Annotated in this window: 18 protein-coding genes; 6 read left to right on the top strand and 12 right to left on the bottom strand. The window is 67.4% G+C overall.

Annotation, left to right across the window (positions count from 1 at the left end; all coding sequences use genetic code 11):
* Positions 1–55 precede the first annotated feature (55 nt).
* The 6 genes from VGR67_02965 to VGR67_02940 all read right to left on the bottom strand — a co-directional run bounded on the left by VGR67_02965 (position 56) and on the right by VGR67_02940 (position 6,776).
* Positions 56–1,195 (bottom strand): DegT/DnrJ/EryC1/StrS family aminotransferase, encoded by a 1,140-nt coding sequence (locus VGR67_02965; GenBank protein ID HEV8335358.1) that lies wholly within the window; start codon positions 1,193–1,195, stop codon positions 56–58.
* Positions 1,196–1,297: 102 nt separating this feature from the next.
* On the bottom strand, positions 1,298–1,675 hold the full coding sequence (locus VGR67_02960; GenBank protein HEV8335357.1) for a DUF5666 domain-containing protein: 378 nt from the start codon (positions 1,673–1,675) through the stop codon (positions 1,298–1,300).
* 117 nt (positions 1,676–1,792) lie between these two features.
* Entirely contained in the window at positions 1,793–3,226 is a 1,434-nt protein-coding gene (locus VGR67_02955) for a sigma-54 dependent transcriptional regulator (protein HEV8335356.1), read from the bottom strand.
* A 9-nt stretch (positions 3,227–3,235) separates the two neighbouring features.
* Positions 3,236–4,669 carry an ATP-binding protein gene (locus VGR67_02950; protein ID HEV8335355.1) on the bottom strand — a complete coding sequence of 478 codons (1,434 nt, stop codon included), beginning with the start codon at positions 4,667–4,669 and terminating at the stop codon, positions 3,236–3,238.
* A gap of 104 nt (positions 4,670–4,773) precedes the next feature.
* Positions 4,774–5,946 carry a cyclic dehypoxanthinyl futalosine synthase gene (gene mqnC, locus VGR67_02945; GenBank protein HEV8335354.1) on the bottom strand — a complete coding sequence of 391 codons (1,173 nt, stop codon included), beginning with the start codon at positions 5,944–5,946 and terminating at the stop codon, positions 4,774–4,776.
* Positions 5,943–6,776 (bottom strand): menaquinone biosynthesis protein, encoded by an 834-nt coding sequence (locus tag VGR67_02940; GenBank protein ID HEV8335353.1) that lies wholly within the window; start codon positions 6,774–6,776, stop codon positions 5,943–5,945. Before VGR67_02940 ends, mqnC begins: the two co-directional genes overlap by 4 nt.
* A gap of 151 nt (positions 6,777–6,927) precedes the next feature.
* Here VGR67_02940 and VGR67_02935 point away from each other — a divergent pair, with 151 nt between their 5' ends.
* From VGR67_02935 to thiE, 3 genes are read left to right on the top strand one after another with little or no spacing between them, the layout of a single operon-like run.
* Positions 6,928–9,366, top strand: a complete 2,439-nt coding sequence (locus VGR67_02935; protein HEV8335352.1) for an ATP-binding protein — start codon at positions 6,928–6,930, stop codon at positions 9,364–9,366.
* 11 nt (positions 9,367–9,377) lie between these two features.
* Entirely contained in the window at positions 9,378–9,617 is a 240-nt protein-coding gene (locus VGR67_02930; GenBank protein ID HEV8335351.1) for a hypothetical protein, read from the top strand.
* A gap of 11 nt (positions 9,618–9,628) precedes the next feature.
* Positions 9,629–10,240: a thiamine phosphate synthase gene (thiE, locus tag VGR67_02925; GenBank protein ID HEV8335350.1), complete on the top strand. Its 612-nt coding sequence runs from the start codon at positions 9,629–9,631 to the stop codon at positions 10,238–10,240.
* Positions 10,241–10,285: 45 nt separating this feature from the next.
* Here thiE and VGR67_02920 read toward each other — a convergent pair whose 3' ends face one another.
* The 6 genes from VGR67_02920 to VGR67_02895 all read right to left on the bottom strand — a co-directional run bounded on the left by VGR67_02920 (position 10,286) and on the right by VGR67_02895 (position 16,095).
* Positions 10,286–10,597 (bottom strand): ferredoxin family protein, encoded by a 312-nt coding sequence (locus tag VGR67_02920; GenBank protein HEV8335349.1) that lies wholly within the window; start codon positions 10,595–10,597, stop codon positions 10,286–10,288.
* Positions 10,598–10,696: 99 nt separating this feature from the next.
* The gene (locus tag VGR67_02915) at positions 10,697–11,452 is read right to left on the bottom strand and encodes a 3-oxoacyl-ACP reductase family protein (GenBank protein HEV8335348.1); all 756 of its coding nucleotides are present in this window, start codon (positions 11,450–11,452) and stop codon (positions 10,697–10,699) included.
* On the bottom strand, positions 11,449–12,519 hold the full coding sequence (gene rlmN, locus VGR67_02910) for a 23S rRNA (adenine(2503)-C(2))-methyltransferase RlmN (GenBank protein ID HEV8335347.1): 1,071 nt from the start codon (positions 12,517–12,519) through the stop codon (positions 11,449–11,451). Before rlmN ends, VGR67_02915 begins: the two co-directional genes overlap by 4 nt.
* A 12-nt stretch (positions 12,520–12,531) precedes the next feature.
* Positions 12,532–13,503 (bottom strand): ABC transporter permease, encoded by a 972-nt coding sequence (locus VGR67_02905; protein ID HEV8335346.1) that lies wholly within the window; start codon positions 13,501–13,503, stop codon positions 12,532–12,534.
* Complete coding sequence (locus VGR67_02900) at positions 13,500–15,170, bottom strand: ABC transporter substrate-binding protein (GenBank protein ID HEV8335345.1); 1,671 nt, start codon at positions 15,168–15,170, stop codon at positions 13,500–13,502. The genes VGR67_02905 and VGR67_02900 overlap by 4 nt, the downstream gene beginning before the upstream one ends.
* Before the next feature lie 40 nt (positions 15,171–15,210).
* A complete protein-coding gene (locus VGR67_02895; protein ID HEV8335344.1) occupies positions 15,211–16,095 on the bottom strand; it encodes an ABC transporter permease in 885 nt (294 codons plus the stop codon).
* A 145-nt stretch (positions 16,096–16,240) separates the two neighbouring features.
* Between VGR67_02895 and VGR67_02890 the strand changes: the two genes are divergently transcribed.
* From VGR67_02890 to VGR67_02880, 3 genes are all read left to right on the top strand, one after another.
* The gene (locus VGR67_02890) at positions 16,241–16,894 is read left to right on the top strand and encodes a tetratricopeptide repeat protein (GenBank protein HEV8335343.1); all 654 of its coding nucleotides are present in this window, start codon (positions 16,241–16,243) and stop codon (positions 16,892–16,894) included.
* 14 nt (positions 16,895–16,908) lie between these two features.
* The gene (locus VGR67_02885) at positions 16,909–18,444 is read left to right on the top strand and encodes a FumA C-terminus/TtdB family hydratase beta subunit (protein HEV8335342.1); all 1,536 of its coding nucleotides are present in this window, start codon (positions 16,909–16,911) and stop codon (positions 18,442–18,444) included.
* Positions 18,445–18,581: 137 nt separating this feature from the next.
* Entirely contained in the window at positions 18,582–20,309 is a 1,728-nt protein-coding gene (locus VGR67_02880) for a DUF885 domain-containing protein (GenBank protein HEV8335341.1), read from the top strand.
* The last annotated feature ends 16 nt before the right edge of the window (positions 20,310–20,325 follow it).

Genomic DNA, 20,325 nt, shown 5'->3' with positions numbered 1-20,325 from the left:
GGAAATCCCCTCAACCTCGGCGGCCGTTCCGGCGCTCTCCCGATTTCCGCCTCATTCATTCCGAGGAATAGAACTCCCGGATGACGCCGACGACCTCCTCCTGCATCGCCGCCGTCAGCTCGGGGTAGATGGGAAGGGCAAGGCTCGAGGCCGAGGCGCTTTCAGCGACCGGAAAATCGCCCGGGTGGTGATGCAGCCCGGCGAAGCAGCGCTGCAGGTGGAGGGGAATAGGATAGTAGACGGCGCAGCCGATCGAAGCGGCGCGGAGGTGCGAGAGCAGGTCATCTCGCCGCCGCGCCCGGACGACGTACTGGTGGAAGATGTGCCGCGCTCCGGGGCGCGTCTCGGGCAGGATCAGCGGCGAGTCGGGCCCCGCGAGGCCGGCGCCTGAGAAAAGACGCCCGTAGCGCTGGGCGTTCGCGGCCCGGGCGGCGCTCCATCGGTCGAGGTGGGGGAGCTTGACGCGCAGAACGGCCGCCTGGAGGGCGTCGAGCCGGCTGTTCAGCCCCACCCGGGTATGGACGTAGGCAGCCTCCTCGCCGTGCCGCCGGAGCGAGCGGATCCGGTCGGCCAGTCCCGCGTCCCGCGTCACGACCAGCCCTCCGTCGCCCGCGCCTCCCAGGTTCTTGGAAGGGAAGAAGGAAAAACAGCCGATCGTTCCCAGCGTTCCGGCCTGCCCGGTCTTCCCCTCGAATCCGGTGGTCGCGCCGATCGCCTGCGCCGCATCCTCAATCACGCTGAGGTTTCGCGCGCGGGCGATCTCGAGCAGCGGCTCCATCTCTACCATCTGTCCGAAGAGGTGGACGGGAAGAAGGGCCCGGGTGCGCCGGGTGATCGCCCGAGCCGCCAGCTCCGGGCGCATGAGGAAGGTCCGCGGATCGATGTCGGCGAAGACGGGGCGGGCTCCGACCCGGTGAATCGCTCCGGCAGTGGCGAAAAAGGAATAAGGGGTCGTGACGACCTCGTCCCCCTCGCCGATCTCCAGGGCCATCAAGGCGAGCAGGAGCGCGTCGGTGCCCGAGGCCACGCCGATCGCCTCCCCACCGTCCAGCCAGCCGCCGATCTCGCGCTCGAAGGCGGCGACCTCTTCTCCCAAAATGAACTGCTGCGAGTCGAGCACCCGATCGAGCGCGGCGCGGATCGCGCCCTGGAGAGGGGGGTACTGCGCCTTCAGATCGAGAAGAGGCACGGCCATGCGCGAATCTTATCAGAGGCGGCGGGACAAGGGGGGAGCAGGGCGGCAACGCCGGAGGGCCCGGCTCGGACGGGCGCCTCCGGCGGAATGCGAGAAGTCCGACTAGCTCTTGCTCGGGGGCTCGGCCGTCTTCGGCTTGGAAATCGACACCGTGCGCGCCATGTTCTTCCCATCGGCGCTGGGATTGTAGGACACGGTCACGGTGTCTCCGGCGGCCAGGTCGGTCAAAGTGACCATCTTGCCGGCCTGCTGGATCTTGGTTCCGGGCTCCGTCGTGATCGTGATCTCCTTGGTGCTCTTGTCCTTCAGGGTCTCGCGGACCACGAAGGTGCTGGTGGCGGAATCGACGGAGACCACCTCGCCCATCACGTGGCTGGAGCGGGCCTTTCCGGAAGAGGCCTTGCGGGCCTCGCCGGCGAACACCGAAACGCAGGACAGGACGAACAGCGCGACGAACAGAACCATCAACGACTTCTTCATGGGGTAACACCTCCTGCCGGAAGCACTCAGCAACCATTGTGCCAGCGCGGAGGAATCCCTCAATCGGGGTCTAACGGGCGGCCGATGAAGGCTTTTCTTGCGCCAGGGAGGAAGAGCCTAGGACTCCGGTTTCGCGGGAGGTGCACCATTTGGTTCACCCGCCTCCCCAAATGGTGCGGCGACGTCGCGCGAGATGCCGAACTTCTCGAGCCGGTACTGCAGCGTCCGGTATGATATGCCGAGCAGTCGGGCCGCCCGCGTGAGCGTGCCGCCCGCCTTTCTCACCGCCTTCTCCAGCAGTTCGCGCTCCAGCGACTCGAGAGAGATCCCTTCGTCGGGAAGATCGATCCCGAGAGCCGGGAACGAGGCGGAAAGGTTCTCCCGGACCTCCGGCGGCAGGAGATCGGGGGAGATCTCGTCCGCCTCCGCCAGGAGGACGGCGCGCTCCAGGGCCGACTCCAGCTCGCGGACGTTCCCCGGCCATCGATAACGCATCAGCATGGAAAGTGTCTCGGCGGGCAGCCGCGGCGCCTTTTTCCCCGATTCGCGCGCGTAACGCGCGAGAAAGTGCTCGGCGAGTCCGGGGATGTCGGTGGCCCGCTCGCGGAGCGGCGGCAGAAAGATCGGCAGGACGTTGAGACGGTAATAGAGGTCCTCCCGGAATCGGCCCTCCTTCATCTCGCGCCCCAGGTTGCGGTTCGTCGCCGCGACGATCCGGACATCCACCGGAATCGTCGAGGCGCCGCCCACGCGGCGGATCTCCTTTTCCTGCAGGACCCGCAGGATCTTGGCCTGCATGGAAGACGGGAGCTCGCCCACCTCGTCCAGAAGGAGCGTGCCGGTATGGGCCTGCTCGAACAGTCCCAGCTTGCGGGCGACCGCTCCCGTGAACGAGCCCTTTTCATGGCCGAAGAGCTCCGATTCGAGCAGGGGCTCGGGGATGGCGGAGCAGTTCACCGCGAGGAACGGGCGGGAAGCGCGCGGAGAATTGTAGTGCAGGGCCCTGGCGATCAGCTCCTTGCCGGTGCCGCTCTCGCCGTAGATGATCACCGTGGCGGGCGACGGGGCCACTTTCTGGACGAGCCGGAACACCTCCTGCATCGAGCCGTGCTGGCCGACGATGTTCTCCAGCCGGAACCGATCCCGGAGCTGAGCCCGGAGGCTCCGGTTCTCGCCTCGCAACAGCACCGTCTCCATGGCCCTCTCGAGCACCAGAAGGAGGCGGTCGGCTTCGAGCGGCTTCGTCAGGTAGTCGAAAGCCCCTTTCTTCATCGCCTCGACGGCGGTGTCGACCGCCCCATGGGCCGTCATGACGATGGAGGAGCAGCCGGGCGCCTCCCGTTGCGCCTCCTCCAAGAGGGCGATTCCGTCCATTCCCGGCATCTTCAGATCGGTCAGCAGGACCTGCGGCGGCGAGGTCCGGAGGATACGGACCGCTTCCTCGCCGGTGAGACAGGTTTCGGCCTCGTATCCCTCGTCGATCAGAATGGTCCGCAGGATCTCCAGCTGCCGGGGCTCGTCGTCCACCACCAGCACCGTGCCTCGACTCATGACTCTCCTTTACGCCCGAGCGGGCGCCCCCTCCCGCAGCTCCGCCGGACCATCCACCGGCAGGACGATCCGGAATTCCGTCCCCTCGCCCGGACGGCTCGACACCTCGATCCGGCCGTCGTGGTCCTGGACGATCCGCTGGCTGATGGCCAGTCCCAGGCCGACCCCCGCCTCCTTCGTCGAGAAGTAGGGCTCGAAGATGCGCTCCAGATCGCGCTCGGCGATCCCGACGCCGGTGTCCTTCGCTTCGAATCGGACCAGGCCCGGTTCGTCGGTTTCGGCGCGCAGCTCCAGGGTCCCGCCGTGGGGCATCGCCTGAATGGCGTTGGTGACCAGGTTCAGGAAGCAGGTCCTCAAGCCTTCGGCGTCGGCCCGCAAAGCCGGGAAACCCGGCGCGATGCGGACCTGGACCGCCACGTTGCGCTGCCCGGCCCCTTCCGCGGTGAAGCGGACGACTTCCTGGAGGACCTCCTCCACGCGGCACGGCTGAAGCCTCAGGCGCGGCGGCCGGCCGAAGTTCAGGAACTCCGTGACCAGGGCGTTCACCCGGCGGAGCTCCTGCCGGATTTGCTCCATGCTCTCGTCGAATTTCTGCGCGCGCGCCGGCTCGCTGGGCCTCGAGGCGGCTCGCAGATGATCCATGCTCAGGCTGATGTAGTTCAGGGGATTGCGGATTTCATGAGCGACGGCCGAAGCGAGGCGGCCCATGGCGCCGGCCCGCTCGGCCCGGCGAAGCCGCGATTCGAGCCGGCGATTCTCCCGCAGGGCCTCCAGCATGTGCCGGAAATTCCCCTGAAGCCTGCCGATCTCGTCTCCCCGCTCCACCGGGACGGTGACCTCCAGATCGCCGCCGGCGACCCGCTCCGCGGCGGCGGCGAGGTGCTTGAGCGGCGAAGTCATCCGGTAGGCGAGTGCCAGCGAAGCTCCGACGCCCGCCAGAAAGACCCCGGAGGTGGCCAGGCTTCGCTTGAGGTAGATGGAGCGCAGAAGCGCCGCGAAGTCGTCCAGGATGATATGCAGCCGCACGTAGCCTCGTTTCTGGTCGTCCACGATGATGGGGATGTCCAGGTTGTAGGAGATCTTCTTCTGCGCGTCTTCGGCGTCCTCGCCGATGGTGCCGGTGATGATGAGCGGTCCGGCCGCGGCACGCCGCGGGGCATGGACCCGCGTCCCGATCCGGGCCTGGTTGGAGGAGGCCACCACCTGTCTCTCGCTGCTGAGGATCGAGATCTCCGTGACCCCGAGCGCCGAGAGGCGGCCGGTGTAATCCTGGAGAAGCTGCTGATCGCTCTGACCCTTCGAGGTGAGCTGCTGGACGCTGATCTCGAGCGCCTTGGAAAGGTCCTCGGTTTGATCCAGGACCAGGTCGACCAGCACCCTCTCGTAATGGTCGTAGATGAGAAACAGGATTCCCAGGGTGAGCGCCATCATCGTCAGCACCATGATGGCGAGTTTCGTACGGATCCGAAGATCGCGCAGGAAATGTGTCATTGGGCGCGATTCTAGGCCCCGGATCCCGGCAAGTCAACGCCCGGCCGCGCGGCGGTTCAGGCGGAGGCCTCCGCCCCGCCCCGCGGCAGACGGAACACGGGCTCCCGCCGGTTGGCGGCCGGCTGCGCGCTTCCTTCCGGCGGCCAGGCGCGGGAGTCGACGAGGCGGTAGAGCGTGTCCCGCTGGCGGGGATGGAAGCCGGCTTCGACGATCAGCCGCTCCAGCTCCTCCCGGGACGTGGAATAGGTGTTTCCGGCCGACCGGACGACGTTCTCCTCGATCATCACCGATCCCATGTCGTTCGCTCCGTACCGCAGGGCGATCTGGCCGATCTCCGTCCCCTGGGTCACCCAGGAGGATTGGATGTTCATGATGTTGTCCACGAACAACCGGGAGATTGCCTGCGTGCGGAGGTAATCGGCCGAGGTCGTCTCGCGTCCTCCCATCTCCGTGTTGCCGGGCTTATAGGTCCAGGCGATGAAGGCGGTGAATCCTCCGGTCCGATCCTGCTGCTCCCGGACCCGGCGGAGATGCTCCACCCGATCGTCCAGCGATTCGACGTGGCCGAACATCATGGTCACCGTCGACGGAATTCCCAGCCGGTGGGCGCAGTCCATCACCGCCATCCAGTCCTCGGACTTCAGCTTGAGCGGCGCGATCCTCTCCCGGACGCGGTCCACCAGAATCTCGGCGCCGCCGCCCGGGATCGAATCGAGCCCCGCCTTCTTGAGGCGCTCCAGGACCTCCGGAAGCGGCCGCTTGCTCACGTGGACGATGTGCTGGATCTCCGGCGGGGAGAAAGCATGGATGTGGATCGGATAGCGCTCCTTGAACGAGGCGAGGAGATCCTCGTACCACTCGAGCGGCAGGGTGGGGTGATGGCCGCCCTGCATCAGGATGCCGGTTCCGCCGAGGTCGATCGTCTCCTCGATCTTGCGGTAAAGGGTCTCCTTCGGGTGCAGGTATCCCTCCTCCGTGTCGCCGGGGAGGCGATAGAAGGCGCAGAAGGAGCATTTGGTGACGCAGAAGTTCGTGTAGTTGATGTTCCGGTCGACGATGAAGGTGACAATCGGATCGGGATGCAGCCGCGTCCGGGCCGCGTCGGCGGCCAGTCCCAAATCGATCAGGCTGGCCTCGTCGAAAAGCTGCCGTGCCTCCGCCGTCGACAGGCGCTCCCCGTCGGCGGCCCGCTCCAGAATCGCTCTCGCTCGCGGCGTGGTCCCGCTCATCCGCTCTCCCCCGCCTGCCGGAGACTCCCGGCGGCCGGCTCATGATACGCGAGCTCGCGAACCGATTCGACCGCCCCCGCCTCGCGCGCCAGACGGCTGAAGAGCCAGAAGGAGCGCGCCTCCTCCGCCCCCAGATCGTAATGGATGTTCTGGCGGAAGTAGCTCTCCAGGAGGTCCCGCGGCAGCTCCAGCCGCTCCGCTTCCTCTTCGATGATGGCGGACAGCGAGCCCAGCCCGAGCGCCAGGGACGCGGTGAACGGCTCGATTCCCTCCGGCAGGCGGACCCCGGCCCGCACCGCCCAGAAGGCGAAGACGAAGGGGAGCCCCGTCATCTCGAACCACTCCGCGGCGAGATCGTAGACCCGCAGCCCCGCGGTGTCGGCCTGCAAGGCGGCGTCGCCGATGAGCAGGGCGGCGTCCGAGCGCTCCAGCATTGCTCCCAGCCGCGGCGGCGCCTCGAGGTATTCGACGCGATTCCGGGCGCGGCGATCCAGCCAGATTCTCGCCAGGACCGCCGAGGTTCTGGAGGAGGCGTCCAGGGCCAGGCGGCGGATCTCCGGGGCCGCGACCTTGGAAAGGAGCAGAACCGAGCGCGCCCGGCGCCGCGAGGCGATCGCCATCCCGGGAAGCACGCGGAGGCCCTGGATCCGCTGGTACTCGATGCTCGGGATAAGCGCCACGTCGACTTTGCCGGAAGCGAGGTCGCGGGCGCAGAGAGCGGGGGAAGACTCTGTGACGGCGTAGTCCCCTCCGAGCGCGCGCGTCCGGAGGCCCCGCGTCAGCGGTTTCGCGTTGAGATAGGAGACGGTCGCGATTCGCAGTGGGCTCACGTCTTTGGACCGAGAAGGAAGCCGCATTCTAGCAGGTGAGGCCGGGGTGTCAAACGCCGGGCCGCCACCGGCGTGCCCGACTTTTGCAGTGGAATTCAAGGGGATGTTATCATCGCAGCGCTCTTTCGAGAATGATGCGGCAGGAGACCTGATGGCCAAGGAGCGCGATCCGCACGAGCTCGGTTCCGACGAGGTGCGCTGGCGCTGCGATCTCTCGCGGTTCGGGTTCAAGACGACCGACGACGTCGATCCCTGCCAGGTCCTGATCGGGCAGGATCGGGCGCTTTCCTCCCTGAAGCTCGGCTTCGGGGTTCGCGAGACGGGATACAACATCTTCGTCTCCGGGGAGGTCGGGGTCGGCCGCACCACCGCGGTCCGGCGGCTGCTGGAGGAGCGCCGCGGGCGCGGGAAACCCCCCGAGGATCTCTGCTACCTCAACAACTTCCGGGAGCCGGATCGCCCGCGGCTGCTGGTCTTCCCGGCGGGCCGCGGCTGCGCCTTCCGGGACGCGATGGAAGAGGTGGTGGTCAACCTGAAGCGCAATCTCCCGCAGATCTTCGAAGCTCCCGATTACCGCGAGCGCCGGAAGCAGACGATCGAGAAGCTCAAGGAGGAGGAGCGGGAGCGCATCAAGCAGTTCGAGAAGAAGGTCGAGAGCAGCGGCTTCGCCCTGGTCCAGGTCCAGGCCGGCCCCATCCCCCGCCCCGTTCTCATGCCCCTGGTCGCCGGCAACGCCATCGAAATCGATCAGCTCGAGAACCTCGTGGAGGCGGGGAAGTTCAAGGCGGAGGACCTCAAGAGGATCCGGGAGACCCTCGGCACCCTCCAGGTCGAGATGGAGAACCTCTCCCGGGACGTCCGCAAGGTGGAGCGCCGGATTCGCGAGGAAATCGACCGTCTCGATCGAAACGCGACGATGCCCCTCATCAAGGAGACGGTGGACGAGGTGCGGAAGGACTTTCCCGAGGAGAACGTCTCCGAATACCTGGACGAGGCGGCCGAGTCGATCCTCGAGGAGCTCGATCGCTTCCGCGAGCCGCCCGCCGAGCCGCCCAGCCCCTTGCAGGAGCTGACGGGCGAGCGGAGCAAGGACGAATTCCTCGAATACCAGGTCAACGTCATCGTCGACAACTCGGAGTTGAAGGGATCCCCGGTCATCTTCGAGACCTCGCCCAGCTACAAGAACCTTTTCGGGATGGTGGAGCGGTTCCGCGACCTCCGCGGCGTGGAGCACACGAACTTCACCCAGATCCGGGCGGGCTCTCTCCTGCACGCCAACGGCGGGTTCCTCGTTCTCAACGCGATGGATGTCCTGGCGGAGCCCGGAGTCTACCATACGCTCAAGCGGAACCTCCGCAACAAGGTCACGGAGATTCAGAGCCAGGAGTGGATCCTGGGCCCGACGACGACCTTGAAGCCGGAGCCGATTCCGCTGTCCGTGAAGGTGGTGCTGATCGGCACGGAGTCGATCTATCGCCTGCTCCTGCTGCGGGACGAGGACTTCGCCAAGGTCTTCAAGGTCAAGGCGGAGTTCGACAACGCCATCGAGCTCAACGACGAGAACCTGATGAACGTGATCTGCTACGTGAAGAAGAAGTGCAATGACGACGGGCTCCTGCCGTTCGAGCGGGAGGCGCTCGAGGAGATCATCGAGACGGCCATGCGGATGTCGGGGCGGACGGGGAAGATCTCCACCCGCTTCGACGACCTGGCCGATCTCGTTCGCGAGTCCTCCTTCTGGGCCGTGCAGGAGGGAAAGAAGCTCGTGGAGCGCCGCCACGTAGCCCAGGCCCTCGAGCACCAGGTCTATCGCACCAACCTGATCGAGAACCGGATCCAGGAGCGCATCGCGCAGGGGACGATCCTGCTCGACGTCTCCGGAAAGAAAATCGGCCAGGTCAACGCTCTCGCCCTGTACGACCTGGGGGACCACACGTTCGGCATCCCGGCGCGCGTCAGCGCCACCGTGGCGATGGGCCGGTCGGGGGTCGTCAACATCGAGAGGGAGGCCCGGCTCTCGGGGGCCACCCACGACAAGGGGGTTCTCATCCTGTCGGGCTACCTGCGCCGAAAATACGCCCAGGACAAGCCGCTCACGATGACCGCCTCGCTCGCCTTCGAGCAGAATTACTCGGGCGTCGACGGCGATTCGGCCTCCTCTGCCGAGGCCTACGCGATCCTCTCGGCTCTCGCCCAGCTGCCGATCCGCCAGGACCTCGCGGTCACCGGCTCGATCAACCAGGCGGGGGAGATCCAGCCCATCGGCGGCGTCAACGAAAAAGTGGAGGGGTTCTTCGACGCCTGCCGGGCGCGCGGTATCAGCGGAACTCAAGGCGTCCTGATTCCCGACCGCAACGTCCCGGACCTCATGCTCCGGCACGACGTCACGAAGGCGGTGGAGGAGGGGAAGTTCCACATCTACGCCCACCGCAACGTCGACGAGGGGATCACCCTTCTCAGCGGAGTCCAGGCGGGGGAGCCGCTGCCCGGCGGGGGCTATCCGGAGGAATCGGTCAACTTCCGGGTCAATCGCCGCCTGCTCGATCTCGCCCAGAAGATCCGGAACTTCGCCCCGCCGCCGTCGGACTGAGGCGGGCGGGGATGAAGGAGCGAATCGGCGCGCTCGTCTATCTCTTCTATCTTTTCGAAGCGGGCCTCTTCCTCCTCCTCGTTCCCTGGTCCTCCCTTTGGGAGGGGAACTACTTCGTGGCGAAGCTCCCCGCCGTCCGCGCCCTCTGCCTGAGCCCCTTCACCCGCGGCGCCGTCTCGGGCGTCGGCCTGCTGCACCTTCTCGTGGGCGTGATCGATTCGGTGGGATTCATCCGGATGGAACGACGTTAGCGAGCCCGCGCGTGGAAGCCTATCTGGTCACCGACCGGCGCCTTGCCTCGGAGAGCTTCCTGCCTCGCCTCGTCCGGGAGGCGGCGGCCGCGGGCGTGGACAGGATTCAAGTCCGCGAGAAGGACCTGGGCGGCCGGGCGCTGCTTCACCTGGCGCGGGACGCCATGGAGGCGGCCCGCGACACCCGGGCCACCGTCTTCGTGAATGACCGGCTGGATGTCGCTCTCGCCGCCTCGGCCCCGGGCCTGCATCTCGGGAGGTCGGGGCTTCCCCTGGGGGCCGTGCGACGATGGGGCGGGGAGGACCTCGTCCTGGGAGCTTCCGCCCATACCCTGGAGGAAGCGATGGAAGCCCAAGAGGAGGGGGCGGATTACCTCTTCTTCGGTCCCGTCTTCCCGACCCCGTCGAAAGCGGAGTTCGGCCCGCCCGTGGGGATCGCCGGGCTGGAGGCGGTCCTCCGGAGGGTGCGGATTCCCGTCTACGCCATCGGGGGGATCGGCCCCGATAACCTAAGGCAGCTGCGGGGGCTGCCCCTCATCGGGGTGGCCATGATCGCGGCCTTCGTGCGGGCCGCGAGCGTTCCGGAGCTGATCCGGCTCGTCCACGGACGTTCCTGGGAATGAAAAGGCCCTTCCGGATTGCCGGAAGGGCCTGGGTCGGTGAGAGGACTACGCCAGCTTGTTGGTCGGCTTGCGCGGCGGGTCGTTGGAGGGACGCGGCGTCACCGGAGAGTTCCCCTTGCACTGCGGGGAAAGGTCGGCGTTGATCTTCGCGTACTCGGGATCCTCCTCGGGGGTTTCGACGATCGCCTCAATGGGGCACTCGGGAAGGCAAGCGCCGCAGTCGATGCACACGACCGGATCGATCACCATGAATTCCTGTCCCTGATAGTCCCCGGGATAGATGCAGTCGACCGGGCAGACCGCCACGCAGGTGGCGTAACGCTCTCCCAGGCATTTCTCGGTGATGACGTAAGCCATTGCTTCGTTCTCCTCAAAGCGGCCGCGGGCCCCGGGAGGGGCATCCATCCGATGCCGCCGGTGTGTGGGGGAATTTATGCCTGAAACAGGGCTCTTTTGTCAACCGCACAGCACCGAAGCGCCGTTGATGTTCAGGACCTCGCCGCAGCAATAGGTCGAGAGATCGGAGGCGAAGAAGAGAATCCCGCCGGCGATCTCCTCGGCGCTGCCGGCCCGGCGCATCGGGATCGTGGCGAGGATCTTCTCCCGTTCGGGACCTGCCAGCGCCGCGGCGCTCATGTCGGTGTCGACCCAGCCCGGGGCCACGCAATTCACCAAGATGCCGCGCCCGCACAGCTCCGGGCCGAGGCTTTTGGTGAAGGAGATGACGCCCCCTTTCGAAGCGGCGTAATGGGAATGTCCCGCCTCGCCGCGCTGCCCGGCCGTGGAGGCGATGTTGATGATCCGGCCCGAGCCCTGGCGGAACATCGCGGGCAGGACGGCGCGCGTGCAAAGGAAGATCCCCTTCAGGTTGACTTCGAGCGTCTCGTCCCAGTCCTCCTCGGTCATGGAGTCGATCGGCCCGTCCTTCCAGATCCCATGGTTGTTGACCAGGATGTCGACGCGGCCCATGGCTTCCAGCGCGGCCCCGATGAGCGTCTCGGCGTCCTTCGGCCGGGAGAGATCGCCGGCGACGGCCAGCGCCGCTCTTCCCATCTTCCGGATCTCCGCCGCCGCGCCGGCGGCCGCTTCGCCGTCCCGGCGATATCCGAGCGTCACGTCGGCTCCCGCGCGCGCCAGCAGCCGGCAGGCGGCCCGCCCGATGCCGCGGGAGCCCCCGGTCACGACTGCCTTCTTCCCCGTCAGATCGATCATCGCAGCTCCTCGAATGCCCGGACGGGACGTTGGAGAGTGTTCGCGTCGAGGATCGCCAGCTGTCCGCAGGCGGCGGAGACGTCGGCGCCCCGGCGCCGGCGGATCGAGGCGCGCAGTCCGCGGCTCATGAGCAGGTCGCGGAACGCCCGGGCCGCCGGCGGCGCCGAAGCGGCGTATCCGTCGACCGACGCCTCGTTGTAGGGGATCAGATTGATCTTGACCGGCAGCTGGCCGGCGAGCGCGGCCAGGCGAAGGGCGTCGGCGAGGGAATCGTTGATCCCCTGCAGCAGGACGTATTCGAGTGTGATCCGCTCGCGCGGCGCGAGCGGGATGGCCCGCAGCGCCTCGAAGAGCGCGGCGAGAGGATAGGCCTTGTTGATCGGCATCAGCTCGTTCCGAAGCGCGTCGGTCGTGGCCGACAGCGACACGGCGATCCGGGGCCGCGGGCTCTCCCCCGCCAGCCGCCGCAGTCCCGGCAGGACTCCCGCGGTGGAAAGGGTGACGTGCCTCGGCGCGATGCCGAACCCCTCCGGATCCGTCAGGAGGCGGAACGCCGCCAGGACGTTCTCATAATTGTTGAGCGGCTCCCCCATCCCCATGAAGACCAGGTTGTAGTCGTTGGCGGCGAGGCGGTGATCGCCGGCGAGCACGGCAACCTGTCCCGCGATCTCTCCGGCGGAGAGCTGGCGCACGAGCCCCATCCTTCCGGTCAGGCAGAAAGTGCACGCCAGGGGGCAGCCGATCTGGGAGGAGATGCAGAAGGTGAGGCGCTCACGCTCCGGGATGTATACCGACTCCACGGCCTTGCCGTCGTCCAGCCGCAGAAGGTACTTGATCGTCCCGTCGGAGGATCGGAGGCGCTGCTCCACCTCCGGCAGCCCGACGCGATAACGCTCCGAGAGCCCCGCGCGCAGGGAGCGTGGAAGATTGCTCATGCGGGCGAAATCGCGCTCGCCGCGCGCGTGCATCCAGCGGTAGATCTGCCCGGCATGAAAGGGCTTGTCGGAGAGAGGCGAGAGGATCTCCCGGAGATCCTCCCGGCTGCTGCCGTAGAGATTTCGGTGCATGACCTTATTCTATCAGGAGTTTCGGAGCCGGACCCGCGGATCCACGGCCAGATAGCAGAGATCGACCGCCAGGTTCACGAGGATGAACGCGAGGCTCAGGCAGAGGACCCCGCCTTCCACGAGGGGGAGGTCCCGATCGGCGATGCCCCGGACGATGGCCTTCCCGAGGCCGGGCCACGCGAAGACGAACTCGGTGGCGACCGCCCCGCCGAGCAGCGCGGCGAAATCGATTCCGATGACCGTCACGACGGGGATCAGGGCGTTGCGCAGCGCATGACGCAGGTAGAGGACGGTGGGGGCGCTCCCCCGGGCGGCGGAGCTGCGGATGAAGTCGCTGCCGAGGACGTCCAGCAGGGCGGCCCGCGTGATCCGGGCGACCGTTCCCATGGAGATCAGGCCGAGGGTGAACGCGGGAAGGACCAGGTGCCTCAGCTCGGGGAGGCGGATTCCCGTCCCCGGGATCCGCAACCCCTCCATCCCGTAGCCGAGGACCGGCAGCCACCCCAGGCGCGAGGCGAACAGAAGGATGAGCATCAGTCCCAGCCAGAAGGCGGGAAGCGAGACGAACACGAGCGAGAGAAAGGTCAGCAGGTCATCCAGCCAGCGCCGCGCGTGGGCGGCGGAGAGGAGCCCGAGGCCGATCCCCCCGAGGGATGCCAGGAGCATCGCCGACACGGCGAGGAAGGCGGTCGGGGGGAAAGCCTCTCCGATCACGCGGGCGACGGGCCGGCCCTGGAGGTACGAAGTCCCGAGATCGCCGCGCGCCAGGCGGGCCAGGTATCGCAGGTACTGCTTTCCCGCCGGATCGTCCAGCCCCCATTCCGAGCGGATCCGGGCGATCACGCGCGGGTCGGAGCGCTGCCCGCCCGCCAGGAGACTCGCCGGATCGCCGGGCAGGAGGAAGACGCAAACCCAGATGATCGTGACCACGGCCCATAGGACGGGGAGCAGGCTCAGCAACCGCCGCAGGACGTACGAGATCACCGGCGCTCCGACGCAGGGGATCCTTCGAGCCACATCCGGTCGAACGGGGTCCGGCTCATGCCGAGGGGGGAGAGGACCACGCCCTTGACGTAAGGTTTCACCAGGAACCGCTCGGTGTAATTCGACACGAAGAGCCAGGCGGCGTCCTCCTCCACGGCGATCCGCTCGGCCTCGCGGTAGAGGGGGATCCTCTCCTCCATCCGGAGCAGGCCGCGGGCGCGATCCAGCAGCTCGTCCACCTTCGGGTTCGAATAGCGGGCCATGTTCCCCGCCGGACCGGCGTTGCGGGAATGGAGGAGCCAATAGAGAAACGCGTCGGGATCGGGATAATCGGCCTGCCAGCCGAACTTGTAGAAGAGCGCCTCGCCCGGCGTCTCCGGAGTTCCCCGGACCGCCTGGAGGAAATGGGCGAAGTCGACCGCCTGGATCCGGACCGGCACATCCACCGCCTTGAGGTCGGCCTGGACCTTTTGGGCGACCTGAAGCATTTTCTCGTTGTTGTTGACCCAGAGATCGATCGGCGACAGCCCCTTGCCGCCGGGGTATCCCGCCTTGGCCAGATACTCTCGCGCCTTCTCCGGATCGTATTCGAAGCCCCTGAGGTCGGGGTTGAATCCCGGCGTTCCGGGCGGGAGAATTCCGTGGGCGACGGTATGGGTGCCTTCGAACAGCTGCGTGCAGATCGCCGCGCGGTTCACCGCGTAGTTGAACGCTTTACGGAGGTTGACGTTGCCGCGGAAAGGGGCGCGCGCCAGGTTCATTCCGTAGTAATAGGTCGCCAGGTACGGCCCCTTCCGGTAGTCCTGCGGCAGGCTCCGGGCGATTTCCGTCTCGCTTCCCGCCATCTCGTCCATCCATTCCAGCCCTCCAGCCTTGTATTCTTCCATGGCGCTGGCCGGGTTCTCGATGAAGCGGATCACCACCCGGTCCAGCTTCGGGCGCCCGCGGTAGTAGTCTCCGAAAGCGGCGAGCTCGAGGTAGTTGGAGCGCTCCCACCGGGCGACCTTGAACGGGCCGCAGCCGACCGGGTGCTCGAGGAACCCCTTGCGCGGGTCGTCGTACACCTCCCGCGGCACGATCGCGGCGGCGGGCGTGGCCAGCAGCTGCAGGAAGTAGGGAATCGGATGCGTCAGGGTGATCCGGACGGTGAGCGGATCCACGGCCTCGAGCCCCTCCAACCGCGAGCTCTTTCCCGCGAGGAACTCCTTCGCCCCCTGCACGCCGGAGAGAATCTCGCTGCGCTGCGAATGGACCTTCGGATCGAGGATCCGCCGGAAGGAGTAAAGGACGTCGTCGGACGTGAGGGCGCGGCCGTTCTGGAACCGGACTCCGGGCCGGAGGTGGAACGTGTAGCGCCGCCCGTCCGCCGTGACCTCCCAGGCTTCGGCCACGGCGGAGATGATCTCCAGGGTCAGAGGCTCGAAGTCGACCAGCCCGTCATGGACCTCGAGGTTGAGGCGATCCGACAGCGAGTCGGATGACTGGGCCGGATCGGTGTCGGGAGGATCCTCGCGCATCCGGACGCGCAGGACCTGCTCCGGCCGCGGCCGGGTCGGCTCGGCCACCGAACAGCCCGCCCAGGAGCACAGCGACAGCAGCATCGCCCCGAGAAGCAGCGCCGGGGCGGCGGACCGGGATCCGGTGCGGACGATCCATCGTGGTGTCATCGGCGTCCAGCCCTCGAAAGTTGGCCCGGGTTCGGGCGGGTCAGCGGAGAGGAGCTCTCCCCCGGGGGTCGAGTGCTTCGCGGAGTCCATCCCCCAGGAGGTTGAATGCGAGCACGGTGACCAGCAGCGCCAGCCCCGGATAGACGCATACCCATGGGCGAGTCGTGAGATAGCTCTGCCCTTCGGTGATCATCGTTCCCCAAGATGGCAGCGGCGGCCTGGCGCCGAGTCCCAGGAACGACAGCCAGGACTCGGCCAGGATGTTCCCGGCGATTCCGAGTGTTGCGGCGACGACGACGGGCGACAGAGCGTTGGGAAGGAGATGACGCAGCACGACCCGGAGATCGCCCGAGCCGAGGGCCTTCGCCGCCGAGCTATATTCCATCTCCCGCACGACCAGGATTTGGGCGCGCACCAGCCGGGCGATGCCCGCCCACCCGATGAGGCCGAGAACCAGGAAGACCAGGACGAGGCTCGGCGAGGGCAGGGAGCGCAGGCCCGGAAGGGTCTCGGGGTCGGGGAAGGCGGCGATGACCGCCAGGGCCACTAGGGGCGCGGGAAGGGACAAGAAGACGTCGGCGAGCCGCATCAGCGCGCCATCCACCTTGCCGCCGAAATACCCGGCGGCCGATCCGATCGCCAGGCCGAGGAGCAGCGCCACCGCTTCCGAGAGTATCCCCACCGTCAGCGAGATCCTGGCCCCATGGACGATCCGGGCCAGAAGATCGCGCCCCAGCGCGTCGGTGCCGAGCAGGTGCCTCCCGTCGGGAGGGGTGGGCGGCACTAGGCCCGCCGGAACGACGGGATCGTAGGGACCGCAACCGATGACGTGCCGGGAAAGGAACGGGGCAGCCGCGGCCACCAGGGCGAGGAGCAGGATGATCCACAGTCCGATCCGGCTCGCGGGCGTCGGGAGAATCAGCACGGACTCTCTATAGCACACCCCCTTGCGGCCCGCAACACGCTGCCCAGCCTTGACTTGCCGGATGCGGCGTGTTATTTTCCAGCCCTTCGCGACACGTAGGACTCACGCCGGCCCGCCGGCCCGATTTCTCGGGGAAATCGCTCGAATGAAGCGCGAGAACGCCAGCTTCCTGCTCGGAGGGATTCTCTTCGGCTTCATCATGGGAACCCTCTTCGCGCACCAATTCCTCAAGTCCCCGGCGCCGGCGGGATTCTCCGAGGGGATGGCCGCTCCAACCAACCCTTCGGATCCGAGCGGCTCGGCGGGCGCGGCCGAGGCGGCCGGGCCGCCCCCCGCGGGGGGCGGGGGCCAGTCCGCCGAGCAGACGATGCAGAGGGTTCAGCGGGAAATGGCCGCGCTGAAGAAGGCCCTGGAGTCCAATCCCAAGGACGCCGCGGTCCTCGGCCGGATGGGCGATCTCTACTACGATGCCGAGATGTTCGACAAGGCGCGCGACTTCTATACCCAATCGCTGGCGAGCGATCCGAAGAACCCGAACATCAGCACCGACCTGGGCATCTGCTTCCAGCGCCTCGGCCAGGCCGATGAGGCTCTCCGCCGGTTCCGGGAGTCGATCGCGATCGATCCGAATCACTGGCAGTCCTGGCTGAACCTCGGAATCGTCTCCCTCTTCGACAAGAACGACACGAAGACGGCGGAAGAGGCGTTCGCGAAGGTGCGCGCGCTGAATCCCGGCTTCCAAGGACTTCCGCAGCTCCAGCAGGCTCTCGACCAGGCCAAGAGCGGCGCGCGGATGTGAGAAAGGACCGAGACATGGAGCAGCTCACGGCAAGCCTGCTCGCCCTGGTGACGGAAACCTCCACCCGGCTTCCCCCCGACGTGCGCCGCGCCATCGCCCGGGCGGTGGAATCGGAAGACGAGGAAAGCCGCTCGGCCCAGGCCCTGGACATCATCTCCTCCAACATCGGCATGGCGGCGGGCTGCGAAGGGCCGCTCTGCCAGGACACGGGATGGCCGACCTTCATCATCCGGAGTCCGTCGGGAGTCGACGCGATCCGGATCGAGGAGGCGATCCGCGCCGCGCTCGTCGAAGCCACGCGCCGCGGCAAGCTCCGCCCGAACTCGGTCGACTCGCTGACCGGGAAGAACAGCGGCGACAATCTGGGCCCGGGCACTCCCAGCATCCACTTCCACCCGTGGGAGAATCGGGGAGAGATCGAAGTCAAGCTGTTGCTGAAAGGGGGAGGCTGCGAGAACAAGAACATCCAGTATTCGCTGCCGGCCGAGATTCCGCATCTCGGGCGCGCCGATCGCGACCTCGACGGCGTCCGGAAATGTCTCTTGCACGCCGTCTGGCAGGCCCAGGGGCACGGATGCAGCGCGGGGGCCCTCGGCGTTTGCGTGGGCGGCGATCGCGCCAGCGGCTACGAGCACGCCAAGCTCCAGCTCTTCAGACTCCTGGACGACTCGAATCCCGATCCGAGGCTCGCGGAGCTGGAGGATTACACCGTCAAGACGGCCAATGCTCTCGGAATCGGCACGATGGGCTTCGGAGGGGCGACGACTCTGATCGGCTGCAAGATCGGCGTGATCAACCGGCTCCCAGCCTCGTTCTTTGTTTCGGTCGCCTACGACTGCTGGGCCTTCCGGCGCCTGGGGGTCGTGCTGGACGCCGCGAGCGGCGCGATCAAGAGGTGGCTTTACAAGGCCGAGGAGCCTCTCGCGGCCCCCGCCGGCGGCGGGAAAGCGGCCGGGCCGGTCCGGACGGGGAAGGAGAAGGTCCTGGAGCCGCCGCTGACCGAAGCGCAGGCGCGCGATCTCCGCGTGGGGGACGCGGTGCGGATCAGCGGACTGCTGTACACGGGGCGCGACGCCGTTCATCATCACCTCACGGCGCACGATCCGCCCGTCGATCTCCGCGGTCAGATTCTGTATCACTGCGGGCCGGTCGCCTTGAAGGACGCCGGCGGATGGCGCGTCACGGCCGCCGGGCCCACCACCAGCATCCGCGAGGAGCAGTACGAGGCCGACGTGATCGCGCGCTTCGGCCTGCGGGCCGTCATGGGAAAGGGGGGCATGGGCCCTAGGACGCTGAAGGCCTTGAAGGAGCACGGCGCCGTCTACCTCAACGCCATCGGCGGAGCGGCGCAGTACTACGCCCGCTGCATCGAGAAGGTGGAGGGGGTGGACCTCCTGGATCTGGGAATTCCGGAGGCGATGTGGCACCTCCGGGTGAAGGATTTTCCGGCGATCGTCACCATGGACGCCTCCGGGAATTCGCTTCATGCCGAGGTGGAGGATTCCTCCGCCGCCATCCTCCGGACCCTGGCGGCGCCCGTCTTCGCCTGACGTCGCGCCGGCGACGCGGCGCTCGAGCTGGAGCGGGAAGCCCCGGTAATCGGACTGGACCATCCGGCCATGCGGCGCGGCGCGCTCCGGCCGGCCGCGGCGCTCCGCAGCGCAGCGGTTGTCAAGGGAGAGAGGGAATGCTGGAAGGCGATCTGATCCCCGCCTGGGCTCTGATCTCCCTGCTGGGCCTCCTGCCCGGGACGGCGCTGGCGCGCGAGATTGAGGAGAAAGACTCGCCCAAGCGGCTCCGATCGCTCGCCCACGACTATTTCCTCTGGCGCAACGAGCAGAACCCGGTCGCCACCAGCGATCAAGGGCTCCACCGCTGGGACGATCGCTTGACCGATTTCTCGGGCGCCGCGGTCGCGGCACGCCGCGCGAAGGTCGAGCAGCTCCTCTCCGAGATCCGGGCGATGCCGGCCCAGACCTGGAGCCGCGACGATCGTGTCGATTTCCTGCTCCTGCGCTCCGATCTGGAGCGCGCCTCTTTCTTCGGCCGGGTGATGCGTCCGGAGGGGAGCGACCCCCAGCTCTACGTCAATGAGTGCAGCAACGGGATTTTCTCCCTCCTGAAGAAGGATTACGACACTCCCCGCCGCCGCGCCCTTGCCGCCGCGGCGAGGCTGCGGAAGATGCCCGGGCTTCTCGATCAGGGCAAGAAGAACCTCGTGCGCCCCGTGAGGCTCTATGCCGAGCTGGCGATCGGCGCGGCGCGCTCGATCGACGGCCTGTTCAACGACAGCCTGATGACGCTGGCGGCCGGCCTCCCCGGCGCCGAGAGAAAGGAGCTCGTCGCGGCGCGCGACGCGGCGCTCCGGGCCGTCCACGGCTTCGCGGATCATCTGGAGCAACGCCTTCCCGGGATGGTGGCTTTCACGCCGATGGGAGAGAAGAACTACAACGAGCTGCTCAAGCGCGTCTACCTGCTGCCCCTCGATGCCGGGCAGGTGGCGATGCTCGGCGAGGTGGAGCTGGCGCGCTACCGGGCGCTGGAGTCGCTGCTTCCCGACCCCTCGCTCGCCTCGCCGGATCCACGCCGCAGCGCGAGCATTCCCCGGGATCAAGAGGCCTTCCTGCGGGCCTACGAAGGACGGCAGCAGGAGCTGATCGAGTTCCTCCGCGCCAAGGGCCTGCTGTCGCTGCCCGACTATCTCGGCGCGTTCCGAATCCGCCAGCTGCCGGAAGCCTTCAAGCCCACCAGCCCCGGCGGGTTCATGAACGCCCCGGGACTCTACGATCGGGACAGCGGCGGCTTCTACTTCATTCCCACCTACGATCCCCACAGCTCGAACTTCTACATCCGGGCCGCCATCGAGGATCCGCGGCCCATCCTGGGGCACGAGGGGATCCCGGGGCACTTCCTGCAGATATCGATCGCCAACCACCTGACCAACGAGATCCGCCGGGAGCATCAGGACGGCGTGTTCGTCGAGGGATGGGCGCTGTACACCGAGGAGATGCTGATGCGCTCCGGCCTCTACCCGGAGAATTCCGCCGCCTACGGGCAGGTGCTGCGGCTCTCCCGGTACCGCGCCGCGCGCATCGGCGTGGACGTGAACCTCCACACCGGCCGCTGGACGTTCGACCAGGCGGTCCGCTACTTCATGGAGGCCGGGGGGCTCGATCGGGAGGCGGCCGAAGGCGAGGCCGCCGGCGCCGCCTCCGATCCGACCCAGAAGATCACCTACATCGTCGGGAAGTGGCAGATCCTGCGCTTGCTGGGCCGCTATCGCGATCGTGCCGAGGCCGATTTCCGCCTGGGGAGGTTCCACGACGATCTGCTGAAGAACGGAAGTCTGCCTCTTTCGATCGTGGAGTGGCTGCTGTTGGATGATTCGTCGACCCTCAACCAGGCGCTTCGCTGAGCCGCCGGCCGCGCGG

This window comes from Candidatus Polarisedimenticolia bacterium, assembly GCA_036004685.1.
Taxonomy (GTDB): Bacteria; Acidobacteriota; Polarisedimenticolia; order Gp22-AA2; family AA152; genus DASYRE01.
Note: the sequence above shows the minus strand (reverse complement) of the source record. Positions and strands in the feature narration are given on the sequence as shown.